The sequence below is a fragment of the Acinetobacter sp. TR11 genome (assembly GCF_027105035.1).
Classification (GTDB): Bacteria; Pseudomonadota; Gammaproteobacteria; order Pseudomonadales; family Moraxellaceae; genus Acinetobacter.
This window is the reverse complement of the sequence record NZ_CP114256.1, coordinates 1544689-1561966: the sequence shown is the minus strand read 5'-3', so window position 1 is coordinate 1561966 and position 17278 is coordinate 1544689. Positions and strand designations below refer to the sequence as shown.

At 38.4% G+C, this 17278-nt stretch carries 12 protein-coding genes; 2 read left to right on the top strand and 10 right to left on the bottom strand.

Going from position 1 to position 17278, the window contains the following annotated elements; all coding sequences use genetic code 11:
* Window positions 1-11: 11 nt before the first annotated feature.
* From O1450_RS07535 to O1450_RS07490, 10 genes are all read right to left on the bottom strand, one after another.
* Complete coding sequence (locus tag O1450_RS07535) at window positions 12-524, bottom strand: molybdenum cofactor biosynthesis protein MoaE (protein WP_269230303.1); 513 nt, start codon at window positions 522-524, stop codon at window positions 12-14.
* 2 nt (window positions 525-526) lie between these two features.
* Entirely contained in the window at window positions 527-778 is a 252-nt protein-coding gene (locus O1450_RS07530; protein WP_087536153.1) for a MoaD/ThiS family protein, read from the bottom strand.
* A 27-nt stretch (window positions 779-805) separates the two neighbouring features.
* On the bottom strand, window positions 806-1834 hold the full coding sequence (gene moaA, locus O1450_RS07525; protein ID WP_269230302.1) for a GTP 3',8-cyclase MoaA: 1029 nt from the start codon (window positions 1832-1834) through the stop codon (window positions 806-808).
* Window positions 1835-2106: 272 nt separating this feature from the next.
* Window positions 2107-4398: a molybdopterin-dependent oxidoreductase gene (locus O1450_RS07520; RefSeq protein ID WP_269230301.1), complete on the bottom strand. Its 2292-nt coding sequence runs from the start codon at window positions 4396-4398 to the stop codon at window positions 2107-2109.
* Between the two features lie 20 nt (window positions 4399-4418).
* A complete protein-coding gene (locus O1450_RS07515; protein WP_269230300.1) occupies window positions 4419-5294 on the bottom strand; it encodes a MaoC/PaaZ C-terminal domain-containing protein in 876 nt (291 codons plus the stop codon).
* Between the two features lie 172 nt (window positions 5295-5466).
* Entirely contained in the window at window positions 5467-6096 is a 630-nt protein-coding gene (mobA, locus tag O1450_RS07510) for a molybdenum cofactor guanylyltransferase (protein WP_269230299.1), read from the bottom strand.
* Window positions 6093-8873: a nitrate reductase gene (locus O1450_RS07505; RefSeq protein ID WP_269230298.1), complete on the bottom strand. Its 2781-nt coding sequence runs from the start codon at window positions 8871-8873 to the stop codon at window positions 6093-6095. The genes mobA and O1450_RS07505 overlap by 4 nt, the downstream gene beginning before the upstream one ends.
* A 192-nt stretch (window positions 8874-9065) precedes the next feature.
* A complete protein-coding gene (nirD, locus tag O1450_RS07500; RefSeq protein ID WP_269230297.1) occupies window positions 9066-10685 on the bottom strand; it encodes a nitrite reductase small subunit NirD in 1620 nt (539 codons plus the stop codon).
* Window positions 10686-10696: 11 nt separating this feature from the next.
* Window positions 10697-13243, bottom strand: coding sequence for a nitrite reductase large subunit NirB (gene nirB, locus O1450_RS07495; RefSeq protein ID WP_269230296.1), 2547 nt, complete (start codon window positions 13241-13243; stop codon window positions 10697-10699).
* A gap of 28 nt (window positions 13244-13271) precedes the next feature.
* Complete coding sequence (locus O1450_RS07490; protein WP_420001112.1) at window positions 13272-14624, bottom strand: MFS transporter; 1353 nt, start codon at window positions 14622-14624, stop codon at window positions 13272-13274.
* Window positions 14625-15150: 526 nt separating this feature from the next.
* Here O1450_RS07490 and O1450_RS07485 point away from each other — a divergent pair.
* Window positions 15151-15741 (top strand): ANTAR domain-containing response regulator, encoded by a 591-nt coding sequence (locus tag O1450_RS07485; RefSeq protein ID WP_004661975.1) that lies wholly within the window; start codon window positions 15151-15153, stop codon window positions 15739-15741.
* On the top strand, window positions 15742-16752 hold the full coding sequence (locus tag O1450_RS07480) for an ABC transporter substrate-binding protein (protein WP_269230294.1): 1011 nt from the start codon (window positions 15742-15744) through the stop codon (window positions 16750-16752). It abuts the gene before it with no gap.
* Window positions 16753-17278 lie beyond the last annotated feature (526 nt).

Genomic DNA, 17278 nt, shown 5'->3' with positions numbered 1-17278 from the left:
TTCCTAAGACTTTATTCGTGTGTATGCTCATGTGCACAATGTTCGTTGTGATGGTGATGCTCATGTTTATGGACATGAATTTCAGTTTCGGCATCTTTACGAATACAGCAACCTTCTACATATTGACTGGTACCATCCATAAAGAACTCTTCTTTCCAAATTGGTACTTCATGTTTTACACGCTCAACGGCTTCTTCACAGGCTTGAAAAGCTTCACGGCGGTGGGCAGCATACGCAATTGCAATAATCGCCATTTCACTGACATCTAAATATCCAATCCGATGCATCACACGCACATAAGAGACTTGATGCTTCTCTTTGATTTGCTGTTCGATTTCACGAATCATTTTTTCAGCAACAGGCGTATACGAGGTGTATTTTAAAGCCTTCACCTCTTTGCCTTCATGATGATTGCGGACTGTACCAATAAAAATATCAATACCACCGCATTCAGGAAAAGATTGTATCGGATCAAAACAATCTAGGCTTAAAGCCTGATCTTGAACTCTCGCAAATTCACGCATACTTATCCTCCAGCGACAGGTGATAACAATACCAAAGTACATGAAGTATTTAATGCTGTTTGACGTAGCACAATATCTTCACCTATCGCACACGCACATTTATCCATCGCTTTTGTTGCTTCTGGGTAAAGCATCACAATGTGACTTAGTACTTCTTCAACCGTTTGATTTTCTGCAAACTCAAATGCAAGCTCTTTTGGCAATAACCGTTCAATAGCACCAAAAGCTTCTATTTTTATGTCAATAGTTTGCATATTCTCTCCAGACCACTTTTTTCCAAACTAACCACCCAACATATGCATACTAATTTTGCGTACTTGTTGGTGTTTTATCGCATGATAACCTTTCGCTTTGTGCCAAATATAAGGTTTAATTTGCTGATCAAGCTCTTGATAATTGATCTCTTGAGCTAGTTGTTTCTGTTTAATCACAGCTTGTAAATACGGCTTTATATTCAAACCCTGTTGTGCAAATAAACAATTATATAATTCACCTTGTGCTGTTAATCGAATTCGATCACAATCACCGCAAAATGAATGAGTTATCGTAGAAATAATACCAATACAATATTGCCCGTCTAACTGATACTGACGTGCGGGCTCATGCTGCTGTTGCAAAACTTGAATCTGATAAAAAGGCTGAAGTTTCTCTAAAATTTCAGCTTCACTCACAACTGACTGATCTGTCCAATGCTGATCGCCATCTAGAGGCATAAATTCAATAAAACGTAATGGAATGCTATGTTGCTTCGCCCACTTTACCATTGGCAGAATCTGATCATCATTTTGACCTTTCATCAACACACAATTGATTTTGAAAGCAAGCCCAGCTTTTTTTGCCGCCTCTATCCCATTTAATACGGGAGTGAGTTCTTTTTTAGTCAGTTGTTTGAATTGATCTGGGTCTAAACTATCTAGGCTGATATTAAGATCATCTAATCCAGCTTGTTTTAGGGACTCCGCATATTTAGCCAAATAATGTGCATTGGTAGTGATCGAGATTCGTTTTAAGCCCAAAACTCGTAAGCTCTGCAAGTCACGAATAAAATGAACAACACCCTGACGCATTAAAGGTTCGCCCCCAGTAATACGAATATTTTCAATCCCTTGCCTCACCATATATTGGCAAAATACCAGCAATGCTTCAAAACTGAGTAAATCTTGTTTTTTCATCCATTCTGGATGCTCAGGCATACAATAGGTGCATTTGAAATTGCAACGATCTGTCACGGAAATCCGTAACTTACGTTTAATACGACCATACTGATCTTCTAAGATCGGAATGTTCGTAGATATATCATGCTTCATCATTTGCACTCATATTGTGAAACTTATTACTACCTTCAGCACAAGTTCTGTGCATCTTTGCTATCGAGTTTACAGCGAATTAATTTTAATACAGCAATATTTATTCCAATATGAAATCTATTTACTTACAACGCTTATTGTTCACTCAAATAAGCAATCATCTTAATTTGTAAACAACAATTAAAATAAGGTAAACCTTTCTAATAAAAAACATTGCACCAATTTTTCCCATTTTCCGCTAAAAATGAAATAATTTGGTGCATTTCTTGTAAAAGCTAATCCGCAATAACGGATACATCTAAACGTTCCAATCTTACGGGTACATACTTATGATAGGGTGTCTTCGATAATGGATCACAATGTTGAGTAGACGTTAAACGATTCAACTCAGGTCCGATGGGTTCACCACCACTATAGCGTAAGCCATAACCATGCGGTAATGATACAACGCCTTTACGCATCCCCCCATCAACTTCAACGACAACATATATTTCCCCATGCTCAGAGACACATCGCAAACTCTGACCTGTTTCAATAGCAAATTGAGATGCATCTTCTGGATTTATTTTTAATCGACCTTCTGCATCAACCTTACGCCAAGCCGGATCACGATAAATTTGATTTGCATTGTAACTACGACGTTCGCCAGCAAGTAAAATAAATGGATAATCATCTGTTAATAGAAGATTTTTTTGTTTGAGTTGGGCTAATTCAATAAACATTTCTGGAATAGCTAAACGTATTTTTTTATCTTTATAGGCAATCAAACTCCATACATCAGCATAGTCATGTTGTGATAAAACCACACCTGAACGTTGCTGCAAAATAGCTTGAAATAGTTTAACACCAAGATTTAAACGATTGCCCTCATAGCCTGCTTGTTTAACTGCCTGATAATGCTGAGCGGCATATTGCATACATAATGGTAATAACAAGGCAGCCGCATCATTCGGCAAAGTCTTACCTAATGTGCGATATATAATTGATGCAGCAAAAGGAATCAACTTTTTATTTTTAGCAAAACTTGCAGCTAATACACCAAAGTAAGGAAGATAGGCTGTTTTAGCTGAATCTTTTTCTGCAATTTTACTCAAAATAGGAAATTGTTGAGGTATCACCTTCATCGCTTCAAGCAAGCGAGTATAGATCTCTGCCTCAGGCAAAGAATCACCTTGTGCGGTAAACAACGGATGACGTAAATGGAATCCATTTTTTGGAAATTCTAAATTAAAGCCTGTAAATTCCCATTTTTCGAACTGACTACGTGCAGGCAAAATATAGTCTGCAAAGCGAGCAGTCTCAGTCATTGCAACATCTACTACAACCAATAAGTCTAAAGCTTTAAACGCTTGCTCATAAGCAGTGGTATCAGGGTACGTAAGTAAAGGATTACAACTATCGACGAATACAGCCCGAATACGCTTATCACCTGCTTTTAGAATTTCATCTGGCAAAATGTTTGGCGGAAAGAACCCAGAAATTGGAAACATTTTATGATGTACTGTACGGCGATATTTAGGATTTCGCTCATCAGTATTGGTCAAAATCGGAATAAACATGGTATGTAAATTATTCGTACCTTGTTTACCAAAATGCCCTGTCAATAAATATAAAAGTTTTTCTAAATAACCATTCAGTGTCGTATTTAGCGTATGTTGAATGCCTAAATCAATTCGAACGCATCCACGTTTAGCTTTAGAAAAATCGCGAACAATTTGATAAATCTGTGCGACTGAAACATCTGCTTTTTGAATATATTCCTCTATCGGAAGAGCAAGAAATGCCTGTTTTACCTCTTCAAAACCATGTGTATGCTTTTGAATAAAATCTTGATCATAAAGATTTTCACGTAACATAATTGCAATCATAGCAGACATTAAATAAGCATCTGTTCCGGGCTTGAGTTGCACATGAATATCAGCCTGTTTCGCAGTTTCTGTCACACGTGGATCAAAAACGACCATAGTACGATTTGGATCTTTCTTTATATGCTTTAAGGTATCGCGTGCGTTTGGGATACCATGCGCTTGAAATGGGTTTGTTCCAATAAACAAAACATAATCCGCATGCTCAACGTCCTCTGTCGTGTGACAAGCCTGACTGCCAAACAAACGACCATTCACCCAAAAGTCACCTGTCTTTTCTTGGGCTAAAGAGTTATATGCATAAAAGCTTTTCATCGCGTATAGCAGTTGGCGCCCATAAGCCGCACCAAGATGGTTTCCTTGTCCACCTCCACCCACAGAGGCAAAAGCAGTTCCACCAAAAGTATCGCGAATATGCACGAGTTGATCTGCTATTTCTTGAATAGCCTGATCCCAACTAATTTCTTGGAATGAGCCATCTGGCTGACGTTTTAGGGGTGTGGTCAATCGATCTGCGTGTTTTTGATAGTGTTGCAGGCGAGCTGCCTTTTGACAAATATACCCTTGCGAGAAAGGATGCTGATCATCACCCTTAATTTTTTTAAACTGATTATCTTCAATTTCAACGCTTAAACCACAATTACGAGAACATAAAATACACGCTGTCACGTCTTGCTTCGATGCAGATACTGTTGTTGTCATTTTCCATCATCCTGTCTTTATTATTTAAATTGCCCCATTAAACAAACTTGTCCAGCAGAACCTACAACTCGAATATACTTTTCGCTCTGTTCAGTACATGTTTCAACTTGATTATGCTGTGATGGTAACTTTACTGGCTTTAAGAATCGAACATCAATTTGTTTAACTTCTTCTGGGAGTAACTCAAAACTTTTTGCAAATACCCCAAAGCCATGCAGTACTTTTTGACCAAAATTCGAAAACTTTGCCAACAAACCTACCCAATGAATCGGGTTGAAATCACCTGTAAGAAGTGCAAATTTAAAACCATCATCTGATTGAACAGACCATTCTCCTTGTGCCGTCCAATTTTTATGCTCTTGTGTTTCTGTGCGTTTAACTTTTTTGAAAGTTGGCAAAATAAACGCCATATGCAATATGGTTTCAACCAAATCAGGCTGAGAAATCGTTCCAGTCGTGATTTGAACAGAAACCCGAGCTAAGCCATTGCGTTCATCAACTTGTGCAATTTTTGCCTGAATCATTAATTTTTCATTTCGTGGAATCTTGCCATTTATTTTCAGACTGACACCCTGATTAATTACTTGACTCAGTGGATAATGAGTTTGTAATAACAAACGTGTCGCAAATGATAGCCCCCATTGAGAAACCATATGTGGAGGAATTGAGTCTCGATATTTGTTGATTTTTGAACCCGTCCATTTCACATAATGCTCGATCAGATCGTTACTTGCAGGATCAATCACCTCGATAATCGGAGCAACAACTTGCCAATCAAACGCTCTTGGTGTGGTCTTTTTTAAAGTACGAAGTCCAATCTGTCCGAGACCAGCCAGAGTTGACTGATGCACCAACAAAAAATGCAACGGAATCTGTTGATAACGAATTGTGAACATCTGAAGCCCCTTTCCTTTTATTTTTCTAATATTCCTTTAGCTACAGAATATTAGTTCACATCTGTTAAAAATATTTCGATGTAAAATTAAACAAGTTCCAAAATAGAACTTGTTTAAACAAAGGTCAAGAATTCTTATCTAAAACTTTATATTTTATGAAAGCTAAAAGAAGCTAGTATGCTGTAAATATCTGATGAAAAGCTTTCATCTGTTTGTACTGCTGTAACTCATCCAAAGAATTAATACTATGGCAGAACAGGCTTTGCTTTTTAAATGAAACACTTTGTGCATGCAATTGCTTAAAACAATCTCTTAAACTTAATTTATTGGTAGTAATTTGCTGTTGTAAAATTGGCAGGCTTTCTTTTTTTAATAAACAAAATGGATATAAAGCATCTCCATTAATTGCAACATAAGCCACTAGTGCTTGTGGATTTTTTTGTAGTGCGCGATGTAACTTAATTAAAACTTGATTGGGTATATACGTAACATCGCACGGAATAAATAAAGCATAGTCCGATTGTAGATATGACCACGCACTTTTCATCCCCATTAATGGACCTAAAAAACCTGTTTGATCATCTGAATAACAATAGATATTCGGTTCAATCTGCTTGTAAATCGAACTATCTCGATGACTGTTTACCCAAATGCTTTGCACTTCTGATTTAAATTTCTGACAAATTTTAGATAGTTGAATTTGATCATCAAATTGTTGAAGTAATTTATTCATGCCATTCATACGGCGTGCTTGTCCTCCCGCCAAGATCACTAGATCTGTAGCGGGAATTTGTATAGTCATGCTTCTGCCTCCAACTGACAAGTCTTAATCAAACCACGAATTTCTGGTAAACATGAACCACAGTTACCACCCGCTTTTAAACATGCCGTGACTTGCTTTTCATGCGTGATATTTTGAGTTTTGATCGCTTCAATAATCTTGTTTTTTCCTACTTTGAAACAACTACACACCAATGGACCATCGTTATTAGCAGCAGACATTGGCATACCTGCCAACAATGCTTTACGGTGCAAAGCACTTAATCGTTCACGTTTAAATAAACTTGCAACCCAATCACGATCTGGTAATAACTCAGCAGGTGCAATATAAAGACTTGCGATTAAAATCCCATCTTTGAGTACAATACTATGACTGAGTTGCGATGAAATATCCTCAATACTTAACCATTCATATGTTTCATCGACAAAAGGCAAAAAGGTTTTTAAGTTTTTTTGAGTTTGATCAATACTGTGTCGATCGGAAAGCTCATAACGCATTGCTTTTGCAGTTTTGATTTTTGTCCACCAAGCACAAGTCTGTAAAGATGCTTTGATTTGATGTTCGAACCCTTCTCGAACATATAAAACGCCTTGCCAAGTCGTATGGAAAGGCTGTATCGATACTGGCGTATGCTTAAACTCAGGTTCACCTGAAATTGCATCCACAACAGGGTTAACTACTTTACCAACCCGAGCATCTGAAGCGACTTGTTCTGTCCAATGAATCGGGGCAAAGATTTGTCCACGGCGAACACCTTGAGCCAATGTCACGCGTAATACACAACTTCCCCATGCCGAACGAATCTCGACCAATCCTTTATCACGAATACCAAATTTAAGCGCATCGTTTGGATGAATCTCACAAAATGGCTCAGCACGATGTGTGGTCAAATTTGCCGATAAACCTGTACGTGTCATGGTATGCCATTGATCCCGAATACGTCCCGTATTCAGAATTAACGGATAATCTTCAGAAATTGAGTGTACGGGATCGATTGCGATCGTTGGAATAAGTTTTGCTTTACGAGAAGCATAACTAAACTCACCTTGACCAAAAAGTTGCTTAACCGATGTCGTCTGACCTTTTTCCCACACAGGCCATTGCGTTGGTTTTAACTCATTATATTCTTCAAGACTTAGATTGGTTAAACCTTTTAAATTAAAATAACGAAAATTTTCTACCTGATCACGTTCAGCTAAACTTGCATTTTGATATGCAGACAATGCAGCATGCTCATTAAAGATGTCACACGCATTGCTAAAATCAAAACCAGAAAAACCAAGTTTTTTTGCAACTTCAGCAACAGCCCACCAATCTGCTTTGGCTTGTTTTGGTGAAGCTAAAAATGCGCGTTGGCGTGAAATTCGACGTTCTGAATTTGTTACCGTCCCATCTTTTTCCCCCCAACCTAATGCTGGTAGCAAAATATCAGCATAAGCAGTGGTATCGGTATCGGAACAGATATCTGAAACGACAACAAACTCACATTTTTCTAAGGCTCGTTTCACTTGATCAGCATCAGGAAGACTCACCACAGGATTGGTTGCCATAATCCAAATTGCTTTAATTTTTCCACTTTCAACCGCTTGAAACAAATCAACTGCTTTAAGTCCAGCTTGTGTCGCAATGGTTGGGCTATTCCAAAAACTTTGCACCAAATTTTGATGCGTTGGATTATCAATGTCTAAGTGTGCTGCCAACATATTGGCCAGTCCACCAACCTCACGACCACCCATCGCGTTGGGTTGTCCAGTCATTGAAAATGGAGCAGCACCCAGCTTACCAATTTTACCCGTCAGTAAATGACAGTTGATAATACTATTGGCTTTATTCACCCCTTGAGATGATTGATTAACTCCCATTGAAAAAAGAGTTACTACTTTTTCAGTTGTGGCAAATTTATCAAAAAACAGTTGTAATTTTTCTTCTGAAATCCCTGTGCGTTTTGCAACAGCTTTAAAATCTTGTTCAGTTCGATTCGCTTCTAAAAGTGCTTGAAGCCCCTCTGTGTAAGATTCAACAAACTCATGATCAGCATAACCATGTTGATATAAATATTGTAATAATCCTTTAAACAAGGCCACATCTTGACCTGGCAAGATTGGCAAATGTAAATCTGCTTGCTCACAAGTGCTCGTAAATCGTGGATCGACGACAACCACAAATAAATTAGGATTTTGACTCTTCGCTTGCATAATCCGTTGATATAAAACTGGATGACACCATGCTGTATTTGAACCAACCAATACCACCATATCAGCATGTTCAAAGTCTTCATAACTTGCAGGTACAATATCTTCACCAAAGCTACGTTTATGCGCAGCAACTGCTGAAGACATACATAGACGTGAATTGGTATCAATATTGGCTGTGCCTAAATAACCCTTTACGAATTTATTAACCACATAATAGTCTTCAGTTAATAACTGCCCCGAAACATAAAATGCCACACTTTCAGGTCCATATTGCTCAATACATGCCTGAAATTGAGTTGCAATTTTGTCAATTGCAACATCCCATGTTGTCACATTACGGTGATTTTTGCGTCCCAACATCGGATTTAAAACACGGGTTTCCAACCCTAAGGTATCTGCTAAATTGCTCCCTTTAATACAGAGTCGTCCAAAATTTGCAGGGTGTTCTGTGTCTCCTGAAACTTTAATATTTGAACCTTGTGTTTTATGTTGAACTTCAACATTAACACCACATCCAACGCCACAATATGGACAAGTTGTTTTTGTAATGAGTGTTTGTACATGATCGGAGCGACTGTGTTCTAAATTTTGAATACTGTTCATGACTGCTCCTTTACCTATTCCATCTTTGCCCTAACTAAAGTTTCGATCACTTAAAATTGTATGATCAGCGATCAATAGCCAATTTATAATCTACGCCTTAACTTTTATTGTGAATCTTTAGTTGACTACCATAAAGTAGTTAAATGACTGAGTTTTTGGTTTAGGAGAAATTTCTCCTAAACCAAAGTAAGATTAACCTGCTTTTTTCAATGCAAAATCTTTACCAAATAACAATTTATTTCTAAATGTCGAAACAGGTGTTTGATCCGCAATTAACTCGGCATACCACATACCATCCTCGGTATCACCGAATAAAACAGCGCCAATCACTTTATCTTTTTGGATAATAATACGCTTGTAAATATGGCGTTTTTCGTCATTTAGAATGATGTCTTCATAATCTTCTTTAGGCTCAAAATTACCTGCTGAGAAGACATCGACACCACTAACTTTAAGCTGAGTTGGTACAGTTGGAGACTTGAACGTTAAGCTACCATGTTCAGCCAAATGGGTTGCACAGATAAATGCTTGTCCCCAAAGTGGCTCCACCAATCCAAAGGTTTGATTACGATGTTCAATACATTCACCAACAGCATAAATACTTGGATCAAAGGTTTGCATGGTGTCATTCACTAAAATGCCGCGATTACAACGTAATCCAGCGCTTTGCGCCAAAGCAATATTTGGACGAATACCTACAGCAAAGACCACCAAATCAGCATCTAATAAAGTACCATCTTTTAAACGGATCTGACTGACATGACCATTTTTACCAATTAAAGCTTCGGTATTGGCTTCAGTAATAATCTTGATGCCTTTCTCTTCAATGCTATGACGTAGCATACGGCTTGCTCGACCATCTAATTGACGCTCCATGATACGATCCATTAGATGCAGCACCGTTACATTCATGCCACGTTGCTTCAAGCCATATGCTGCTTCTAGGCCAAGTAAACCACCGCCAATCACGACTGCATTTTTTTTAGTTTCACAATATTTAATCATGGTATTCACATCATAAATATCGCGGAAACTAATCACACCTTTCAAGTCCACGCCTTGAACTGGTGGAATAAATGGTTTAGAACCTGTTGCAATAATTAAACGGTCATAATCAACACTTTCACCGTTTTGCGTATGTACCACTTTACGAGTACGGTCAATTTTCACAGCTGGATCGTCGGCAATAAATTTAATCCCTTTATCGCTATACCATGCATGTGGGTGCAACATGATGTCATCAATGGTTTTCTCACCAGAAAGCACTGGTGAGAGCATGATACGGTTATAGTTACCCCAAGGCTCTTCACCAATGACTGTCACATCATAACGATCAGGCGCCATATCAAGCAAATCTTCTAGGCAACGCATCCCAGCCAAACCATTACCAATCAGAACAAGCTTTAACTTCTCTTGTGAAATTCCATTGTTGGTAATATAAGTTTTTTGTGGTACAGCTCCGACCCAGACACGACCATTTTCGATTTTGGTTGGGAAAACAGAAAGCTTTTGATCTTTATCTTCTAGGCATCGACCTGTTGCTAGACTGAAGTGTTGCTTATAAATCGGTGAGGCAATCACGCGTTCACCTTGCAAATCACCAATAATACCGCGCGCCATCACATTTGCTTGGCTGAATGGATCTTTATTGCTTAATGCATAAATACGTTTTTCGTTCCCTACGCGAAATAAAGCAACTGATTGTCCTGCAATAAGTGCACCTGCGCCAGTATTTGGTGTGATGTCATCAAGGTTACATACATCGACCCATTGATTTTCTGGAAGCATACTCATGTCTTTTAAATTTGTCATTTTGATTCTCCTTATGCTTCTACCATCGGGATACGATCAACTGAACGTTCAGCTTCATTTAATGGACGGATTTGATCACGAACTTCGGTAAATTGAATATATGGATCAGCTTGCTCTTCTGCGCTTGCATTGATGTAAGTTTGGAAGCGTTTACGAATTTCAGGATTCTCTACCGCAGTACGCCATTCATCTTGATAAGTTCCAATCACGTGCGCCATACGATTTTCCAGTTCTTCTGCAAGGCCAAGCGAATCATCGACAATCACAGCTTTGAGATAATCTAAACCACCTTCCATATTGTCACGCCATACACTGGTACGTTGTAAACGATCAGCAGTTTGGATATAGAACATAAAGAAGCGGTCGATATAACGGATCAAAGTTTCGGTATCAAGATCAGATGCTAGAAGTTCTGCATGACGCGGCTTCATTCCTCCATTACCACACACATATAGATTCCAGCCTTTTTCTGTCGCAATTACACCGACATCTTTACCTTGTGCTTCAGCGCACTCACGGGTACAACCTGACACAGCCATTTTTAATTTATGCGGTGAGCGTAAGCCTTTGTAGCGATTCTCTAATTCAATCGCTAAACCAACAGAATCATCCACACCATATCGGCACCAAGTGCTACCCACACATGATTTCACTGTACGTAATGATTTACCGTAAGCATGCCCTGACTCGAAGCCTGCTGCATTCAACTCTTCCCAAATAAATGGTAACTCGTGTAGTTGAGCACCAAACAAGTCAACACGTTGACCGCCAGTAATTTTGGTATACAGGTTATATTTTTTAGCAATTTGACCTACAGCAATCAAACCATCTGGAGTGACTTCACCACCGGCCATACGCGGTACAACTGAGTATGAACCATCCTTTTGGATATTTCCCAAGTAGTAGTCATTACTGTCTTGTAGACCTGCGTGCGTTGGTTCCAATACAAAGTCATTCCAGCACGATGCCAAAATGTTTGCTGTCATTGGTTTACAAATATCACAACCTAAACCATGACCATGTTGTTGAATCAAATCATCAAATGTTTTGATTTCATTGACACGTACCAAGTGATAGATCTCTTGACGTGAGTATGGGAAGTGCTCACAGACATGGTTGTTGACGGTTACACCTTGACGTTGTAACTCAGACTTTAAAACTTGAGTGACTAATGGTGCACAACCGCCACAAGCCGTTGCTGCTTTGGTACATTTCTTTAAAGCACCTAATGAAGTAGAACCATCACAGATCGCTTGGCAAATATCTGCTTTTGACACGTTATTACATGAACAGATGGTTGCGCTGTCTGGAAGTAAATCAACACCACTGCCACCCGCCTTCGCACCAGAATCAGCAAATCCAGGCATGATTAAGCTTTCAGGTGTTTCTGGCAATGCGATACCATTCAACATCATTTGTAGAAGATCGTTATATTCTTTTGCATCACCAACCAGTACTGCACCCAGTAATTTGGTTTTGTCCGCATCGACAACGATTTTCTTATAAACTAAAGTATCTTCATCAGCATAGAAATAGCTGAGAGAATTCGGTGTCATACCATGTGCATCACCCACTGATGCCACATCTACACCCATTAATTTCAACTTAGTGCTCATATCAGCACCAGAGAAACAATGTGTTTCTTCAGCTAAGATATGTTTGGCTGCGATACGCGCCATGTCATATCCAGGTGCAACCAGACCATAAATTTTATTGTCCCAAAGTGCACATTCACCAATCGCATAAATATCTTCATTTGAGGTTTGGCAATAATCATTAATCTTAATACCACCACGCTCACCAAGTGCCAACCCGCTGCTGCGTGCAAGTTCATCACGCGGGCGAATACCTGCTGAGAATAGAATAATGTCTGTTTCAAGCTCGCTACCATCCGCAAACTTCATCACATGCGTTGTGCTTTCTCCCGCTTCAATAGATGAAGTTGCTTTTTGAGTATGAACTTTTACACCAAGGTTCTCGATTTTACGGCGTAAAACTTTACCGCCTAAGTCATCAATTTGAACCGCCATTAAGCGTGGTGCAAATTCAACAACGTGCGTTTCTAGGTTTAAATCACGTAAAGCTTTTGCAGCCTCCAAACCTAATAAACCACCACCAATCACTACACCCGATTTTGAATTTAAGCTTGCAGCGCGAATTGAATCTAAATCTTCAATGGTTCGATAAACAAAACAGTTCTCACGATCATTGCCTGAAATTGGTGGAACAAATGCATATGAACCTGTTGCCAATACCAATTTGTCGTAACTAATCACATCACCAAAACTTGTTGTCACTGTTTTTTCTACAGCATCGATTGCAATTGCTTTGGTATTCAAGCGTAAGTCAATACCATGTGCATCTGCAAAATCGAAACGTGCAAGTGATAAGTCTTTTGCTGATTTTCCTGAAAAATATTCAGTTAAATGAACACGATCATATGCAATGCGTGGTTCTTCAGCAAGAATCGTTATTTCTAATTCATCATCAGCTTTCTCTAAGATGGCTTCGATGAATTTATGACCCACCATACCGTGACCAATCATCACTAATTTCATTGTGTTTCTCCTAAAATCTAATCTGAGATTAAGCTGCGCTGTTTTGTTCTGAGCCGCGTTCTAAAATCGCTTGTTCAAACAAGCGTTGTTCTTTTTCTTTATGCTCTACCGAAAATCGGATCAGCATGACCGAACTCGCAGCAATGACCACTAAGCCACCTAAAACCATTAAACAAGTTTGAATATCCAACATACCTTTCAATAAGAAACCTGCTGCTACTGCACCAACGTTTCCACCAGCACCGATGATGCCTGCAACACCACCTAGCGCTTCACGATCAATGAATGGAACAAGCGCATAAGTTGCACCACATGCCATATGAGTAAATAATGCGAACACAGTCATCACTAGAATTGCCAACACAGGACCATTCATTTGTGAGAACAACATTAAGAAAAGCCCTTCGCCAAGAATTAAAGCAAATAGCACTTTAGTACGACCATCTAAGCCTTTTTTGAGTGCAACTTTGTCTGAAAGAATCCCACCCAATGCACGGGCAAATAATGCAAGCAAACCAAAAATACCTGCTGCTAAACCAGCTTCTTTTAATCCAAAACTGAAGTGCTCGACGTAGTACATCGCGATGATGTTATGAATAAAGATTTCGATACCGAAACATGCTGCATACGAGAAGAATAGAACCCATACGCGATAGTTACGTGCAGCATGCATTAAGATTGCAAGGCCACCTTTTTTATCACTACCAACCGCTATACCTTGTTCACGGAGCTCTTTAAAATTGCCTTGAGGACAATCTTGTGTCAATTTCCAGTAAAGGAAACCTACAATCACCATCATGACACCCGGTACAATCAGTGCAATTCTCCACCCCATTGTTTGCTCAACGCCAAACATAACTAAAGCAGCAAGCAGTAATGGCATGAGTGCTTGAGTTGCCCCACCGCCTGCATTTCCCCAACCTGCTGAAGCAGCATTTGCAGTACCTACGACATTCGGAGCAAACATGGTGCTGGTGTGGTATTGCGTGATCACAAAACTTGCACCAATCGCACCGATAAGGAGGCGAAAGAAAAGGAACGATTCATAGCTATTTGCTGAAGCCACACCAAATACAGGTATGCTGCCAATAATCAACAAGGCGGTATAGGTCTTGCGTGGCCCGTATTTATCGCATAAAGGACCAACAATCAAACGAACTAAGATGGTGATTGCAACTGCGGCAATGTTAATATTTGCGATTTGATCTTTGGTTAAATGAAACTCACCTGCAATGACAGGCATCAATGGTGCGCAGGCAAACCAAGCAAAGAAGCAAACAAAGAATGCAAGCCAACTCATGTGGAATGCGCGCATCGCTGGCGCTGAGAAGTTAAATAACTTAATTGATGTGGCTTTTTTCGCCGATAAATCTAAAGACATTGCCATCTCCTATACTGAACGTAATTGCTTTGTTGACACATATCGCTGTGTAAACAAACCGATCAGATCGGACATCGTTGGCCGTCTTACAATTTTTTAAAAAGTCTTCATTGACTCAATAAAGACAAAGCAAGTGTTATGCCAATTAACAAAATAAAAATAAAAAAATAATATTAATTATTGTTTAATAATGATTTTTTGTAAAATAAATAGCATTTTAAATATCTTTTAAATGGTTAAATAAATGCCGAATATATGAATGAACTGTTTTAAAGCACAATTAAACATGCTTCAAAATAATTCTTTTTATGCACCAACAATGAACATTAATTATTTTTAATAAAGATCACATCTATTTTTTATTTGTTTCCCTTAGCTACAACGATACAATAAAGCGCACAAAATCGAGGCTAAAGTAATGCCTGCACTGAATAGATCATTCCTGATGGCATTAATTTTGCTTCAAAAAAATACTTAAAGCACATTATGCTAAATGTGCATTGACTTATAATTTGACTTTATATTTATGCCGAAACTCAAAATCGCACTTATTGACGATGATCAGGCTCGAGCTGAATACATTAAAACATGTTTAATTCAACATGACTTTGATGTCGTTGCTAGTTTGACTTTAGATCACCTCAATGTTTTTAAATTAGAACATCTTCAAGCAGATGTCATTTTGCTTGATATGGATCATCCTCATCGTGATGTAATTGAGAGTTGCGTAAGCAATTTTGACTTACCAACGGTATTATTCACCAAGAACACTGACCGAGATATGATTAAACAGGCGATTGATGCAGGGATTACCGCCTATATCGTTGATGGTATCGATCCAAGTCGATTACATACCATTTTAGATATTTCGATTCAACAATATAAAAAACATAAAAAGTTAGAAGGTGATCTCAAAGATGCAAAGACCAAACTAGCAGATCGTAAAGATGTTGAGAAAGCTAAAGTCCTACTCATGCAATTACACGGATTAACCGAAGACAAAGCATTCCAACTCCTTAGAAAAAATGCCATGAGCCATCGTATGACCATTGGTGAAATGTCACGTCGCTTGCTCGATGCACAACAGCTTTTGAACAATCAATTAAAGGATGAATAAATGAGCAGTTTAGAAAAAAGTGAATTGCAACTTGGCTACATCCCTTTGCTCGATTGTATTGCGCTATTATGGGCAAAACAGCGTGGTTTGTTTGAAGCAGTAGGTCTAAACGTTACCTTAACCAAAGAAGCTTCTTGGGCAAGCCTACGTGATCGACTGGCTTTTGGTCTTTTAGATGCTGCACATTGTTTATCTGCCATGTTACCTGCAGCAGCAATAGGTGCTGATCAAATTGGTATTCCATTACAAACACCACTCATTCTCAGTGAAAATCGAGCTTTTATAAGTTTAAGTCAAAAACTGTGTTATCAGTTAGATATAAAGAAATATGATGCTGTAGAGCAATCAGCTAAAAAATTAGTAGAACACATGAAAAAAAATCATGTGGTTTCTTTAGGACATGTTTTCCAGCATTCCATCCATCATTATTGCTTAAGAGAATGGCTAGCATTAGCAGATCCTGAACTGGCACATTCAATACAAGTCAAAACCTTACCACCTCCATATATGGTAGAAGCATTAAATAACCATTTAATTGATGGTTTTTGTGTTGGCGAGCCATGGAATACTCAGGCAGAGCTGGCAGGATTAGGGCAAATTGTTGGCTCAAGTCAAGACATCATTCCAAATGTTGCAGATAAAGTTCTAGCTGTAACGCAAGAATGGGCTCAACAGCATCCAAATACATTAATTGCCTTAACTCGCGCAATCTTGCAAGCTCAGCAAGAGTTACGTGTGTTAGAAGATTTTGAACCTGTATGGCAACTTTTAATTGATTTTGATGTCATCCAGTTTGAATGTTCGCCAAGCATTCATGTTGAAAAATACTATACGATCCAAGATATAATTCGGAACTTCGTTAAAAGTAGCGCTATACCTAGAAGTAAAGATTTTGAATGGTTGTTTCAGCAAATGCAAAAATGGAACAATTTGCCTGTAGGTTCTATAGATTACGAAAATAAAGCACAAAATTTTCTACTATTAGATACTTATTTAGCAGCATCAAAATAAGAGAACTCGTGATAAAAAAAAGCTGTCTTGTGAAAAGACAGCTTTGAAAAGACCCATAAGAGATTCTGCCAATCGAGAGCTATCTCTTATGTAATAACTATATTATCTATATTCAATTTATCTTTTTCGGACATTTTCATGTCATTAGCCGCCATACAAAACTTCACAATTCATCTTTTTTGCCAATAAGCCAGTTTCGTCGATTTAATCAATCCCTACCCACAAGCTTGAACCCAATGTCAAATTGAAGCTAATGCTTATTATCAATCTAAACTGGCATATTTTTTATAAATCAGTATTACTACGCTTCATCCACTGCTCTCTTTAGAAGTATATTTATACTATTTTTGAAAAACCTATTAGAATAAAAAAAATAATTTTCATGAACTTAGACTAAAAAATTATTCATGGCTTGAAATAAACACATGAACTAATTAGAACTCAATTTAAGTTTCAAAAAAGCAAATCACTAAATTACATGACCTTCGAGTTACACAAATTACATGAACGAAATAAGGTAATTCAG

Excerpts from the sequence above, each read along its gene's own strand:
- O1450_RS07505 (WP_269230298.1), bottom strand. The coding sequence starts at position 8,873 with ATGAACAGTATTCAAAATTTAGAACACAGTCGCTCCGATCATGTACAA.
- nirB (WP_269230296.1), bottom strand. The coding sequence starts at position 13,243 with ATGAAATTAGTGATGATTGGTCACGGTATGGTGGGTCATAAATTCATC.
- moaA (WP_269230302.1), bottom strand. The coding sequence starts at position 1,834 with ATGATGAAGCATGATATATCTACGAACATTCCGATCTTAGAAGATCAG.
- O1450_RS07520 (WP_269230301.1), bottom strand. The coding sequence starts at position 4,398 with ATGACAACAACAGTATCTGCATCGAAGCAAGACGTGACAGCGTGTATT.
- nirD (WP_269230297.1), bottom strand. The coding sequence starts at position 10,685 with ATGACAAATTTAAAAGACATGAGTATGCTTCCAGAAAATCAATGGGTC.
- O1450_RS07535 (WP_269230303.1), bottom strand. The coding sequence starts at position 524 with ATGCGTGAATTTGCGAGAGTTCAAGATCAGGCTTTAAGCCTAGATTGT.
- O1450_RS07480 (WP_269230294.1), top strand. The coding sequence starts at position 15,742 with ATGAGCAGTTTAGAAAAAAGTGAATTGCAACTTGGCTACATCCCTTTG.
- O1450_RS07490 (WP_420001112.1), bottom strand. The coding sequence starts at position 14,624 with ATGTCTTTAGATTTATCGGCGAAAAAAGCCACATCAATTAAGTTATTT.
- mobA (WP_269230299.1), bottom strand. The coding sequence starts at position 6,096 with ATGACTATACAAATTCCCGCTACAGATCTAGTGATCTTGGCGGGAGGA.
- O1450_RS07485 (WP_004661975.1), top strand. The coding sequence starts at position 15,151 with ATGCCGAAACTCAAAATCGCACTTATTGACGATGATCAGGCTCGAGCT.
- O1450_RS07515 (WP_269230300.1), bottom strand. The coding sequence starts at position 5,294 with ATGTTCACAATTCGTTATCAACAGATTCCGTTGCATTTTTTGTTGGTG.
- O1450_RS07530 (WP_087536153.1), bottom strand. The coding sequence starts at position 778 with ATGCAAACTATTGACATAAAAATAGAAGCTTTTGGTGCTATTGAACGG.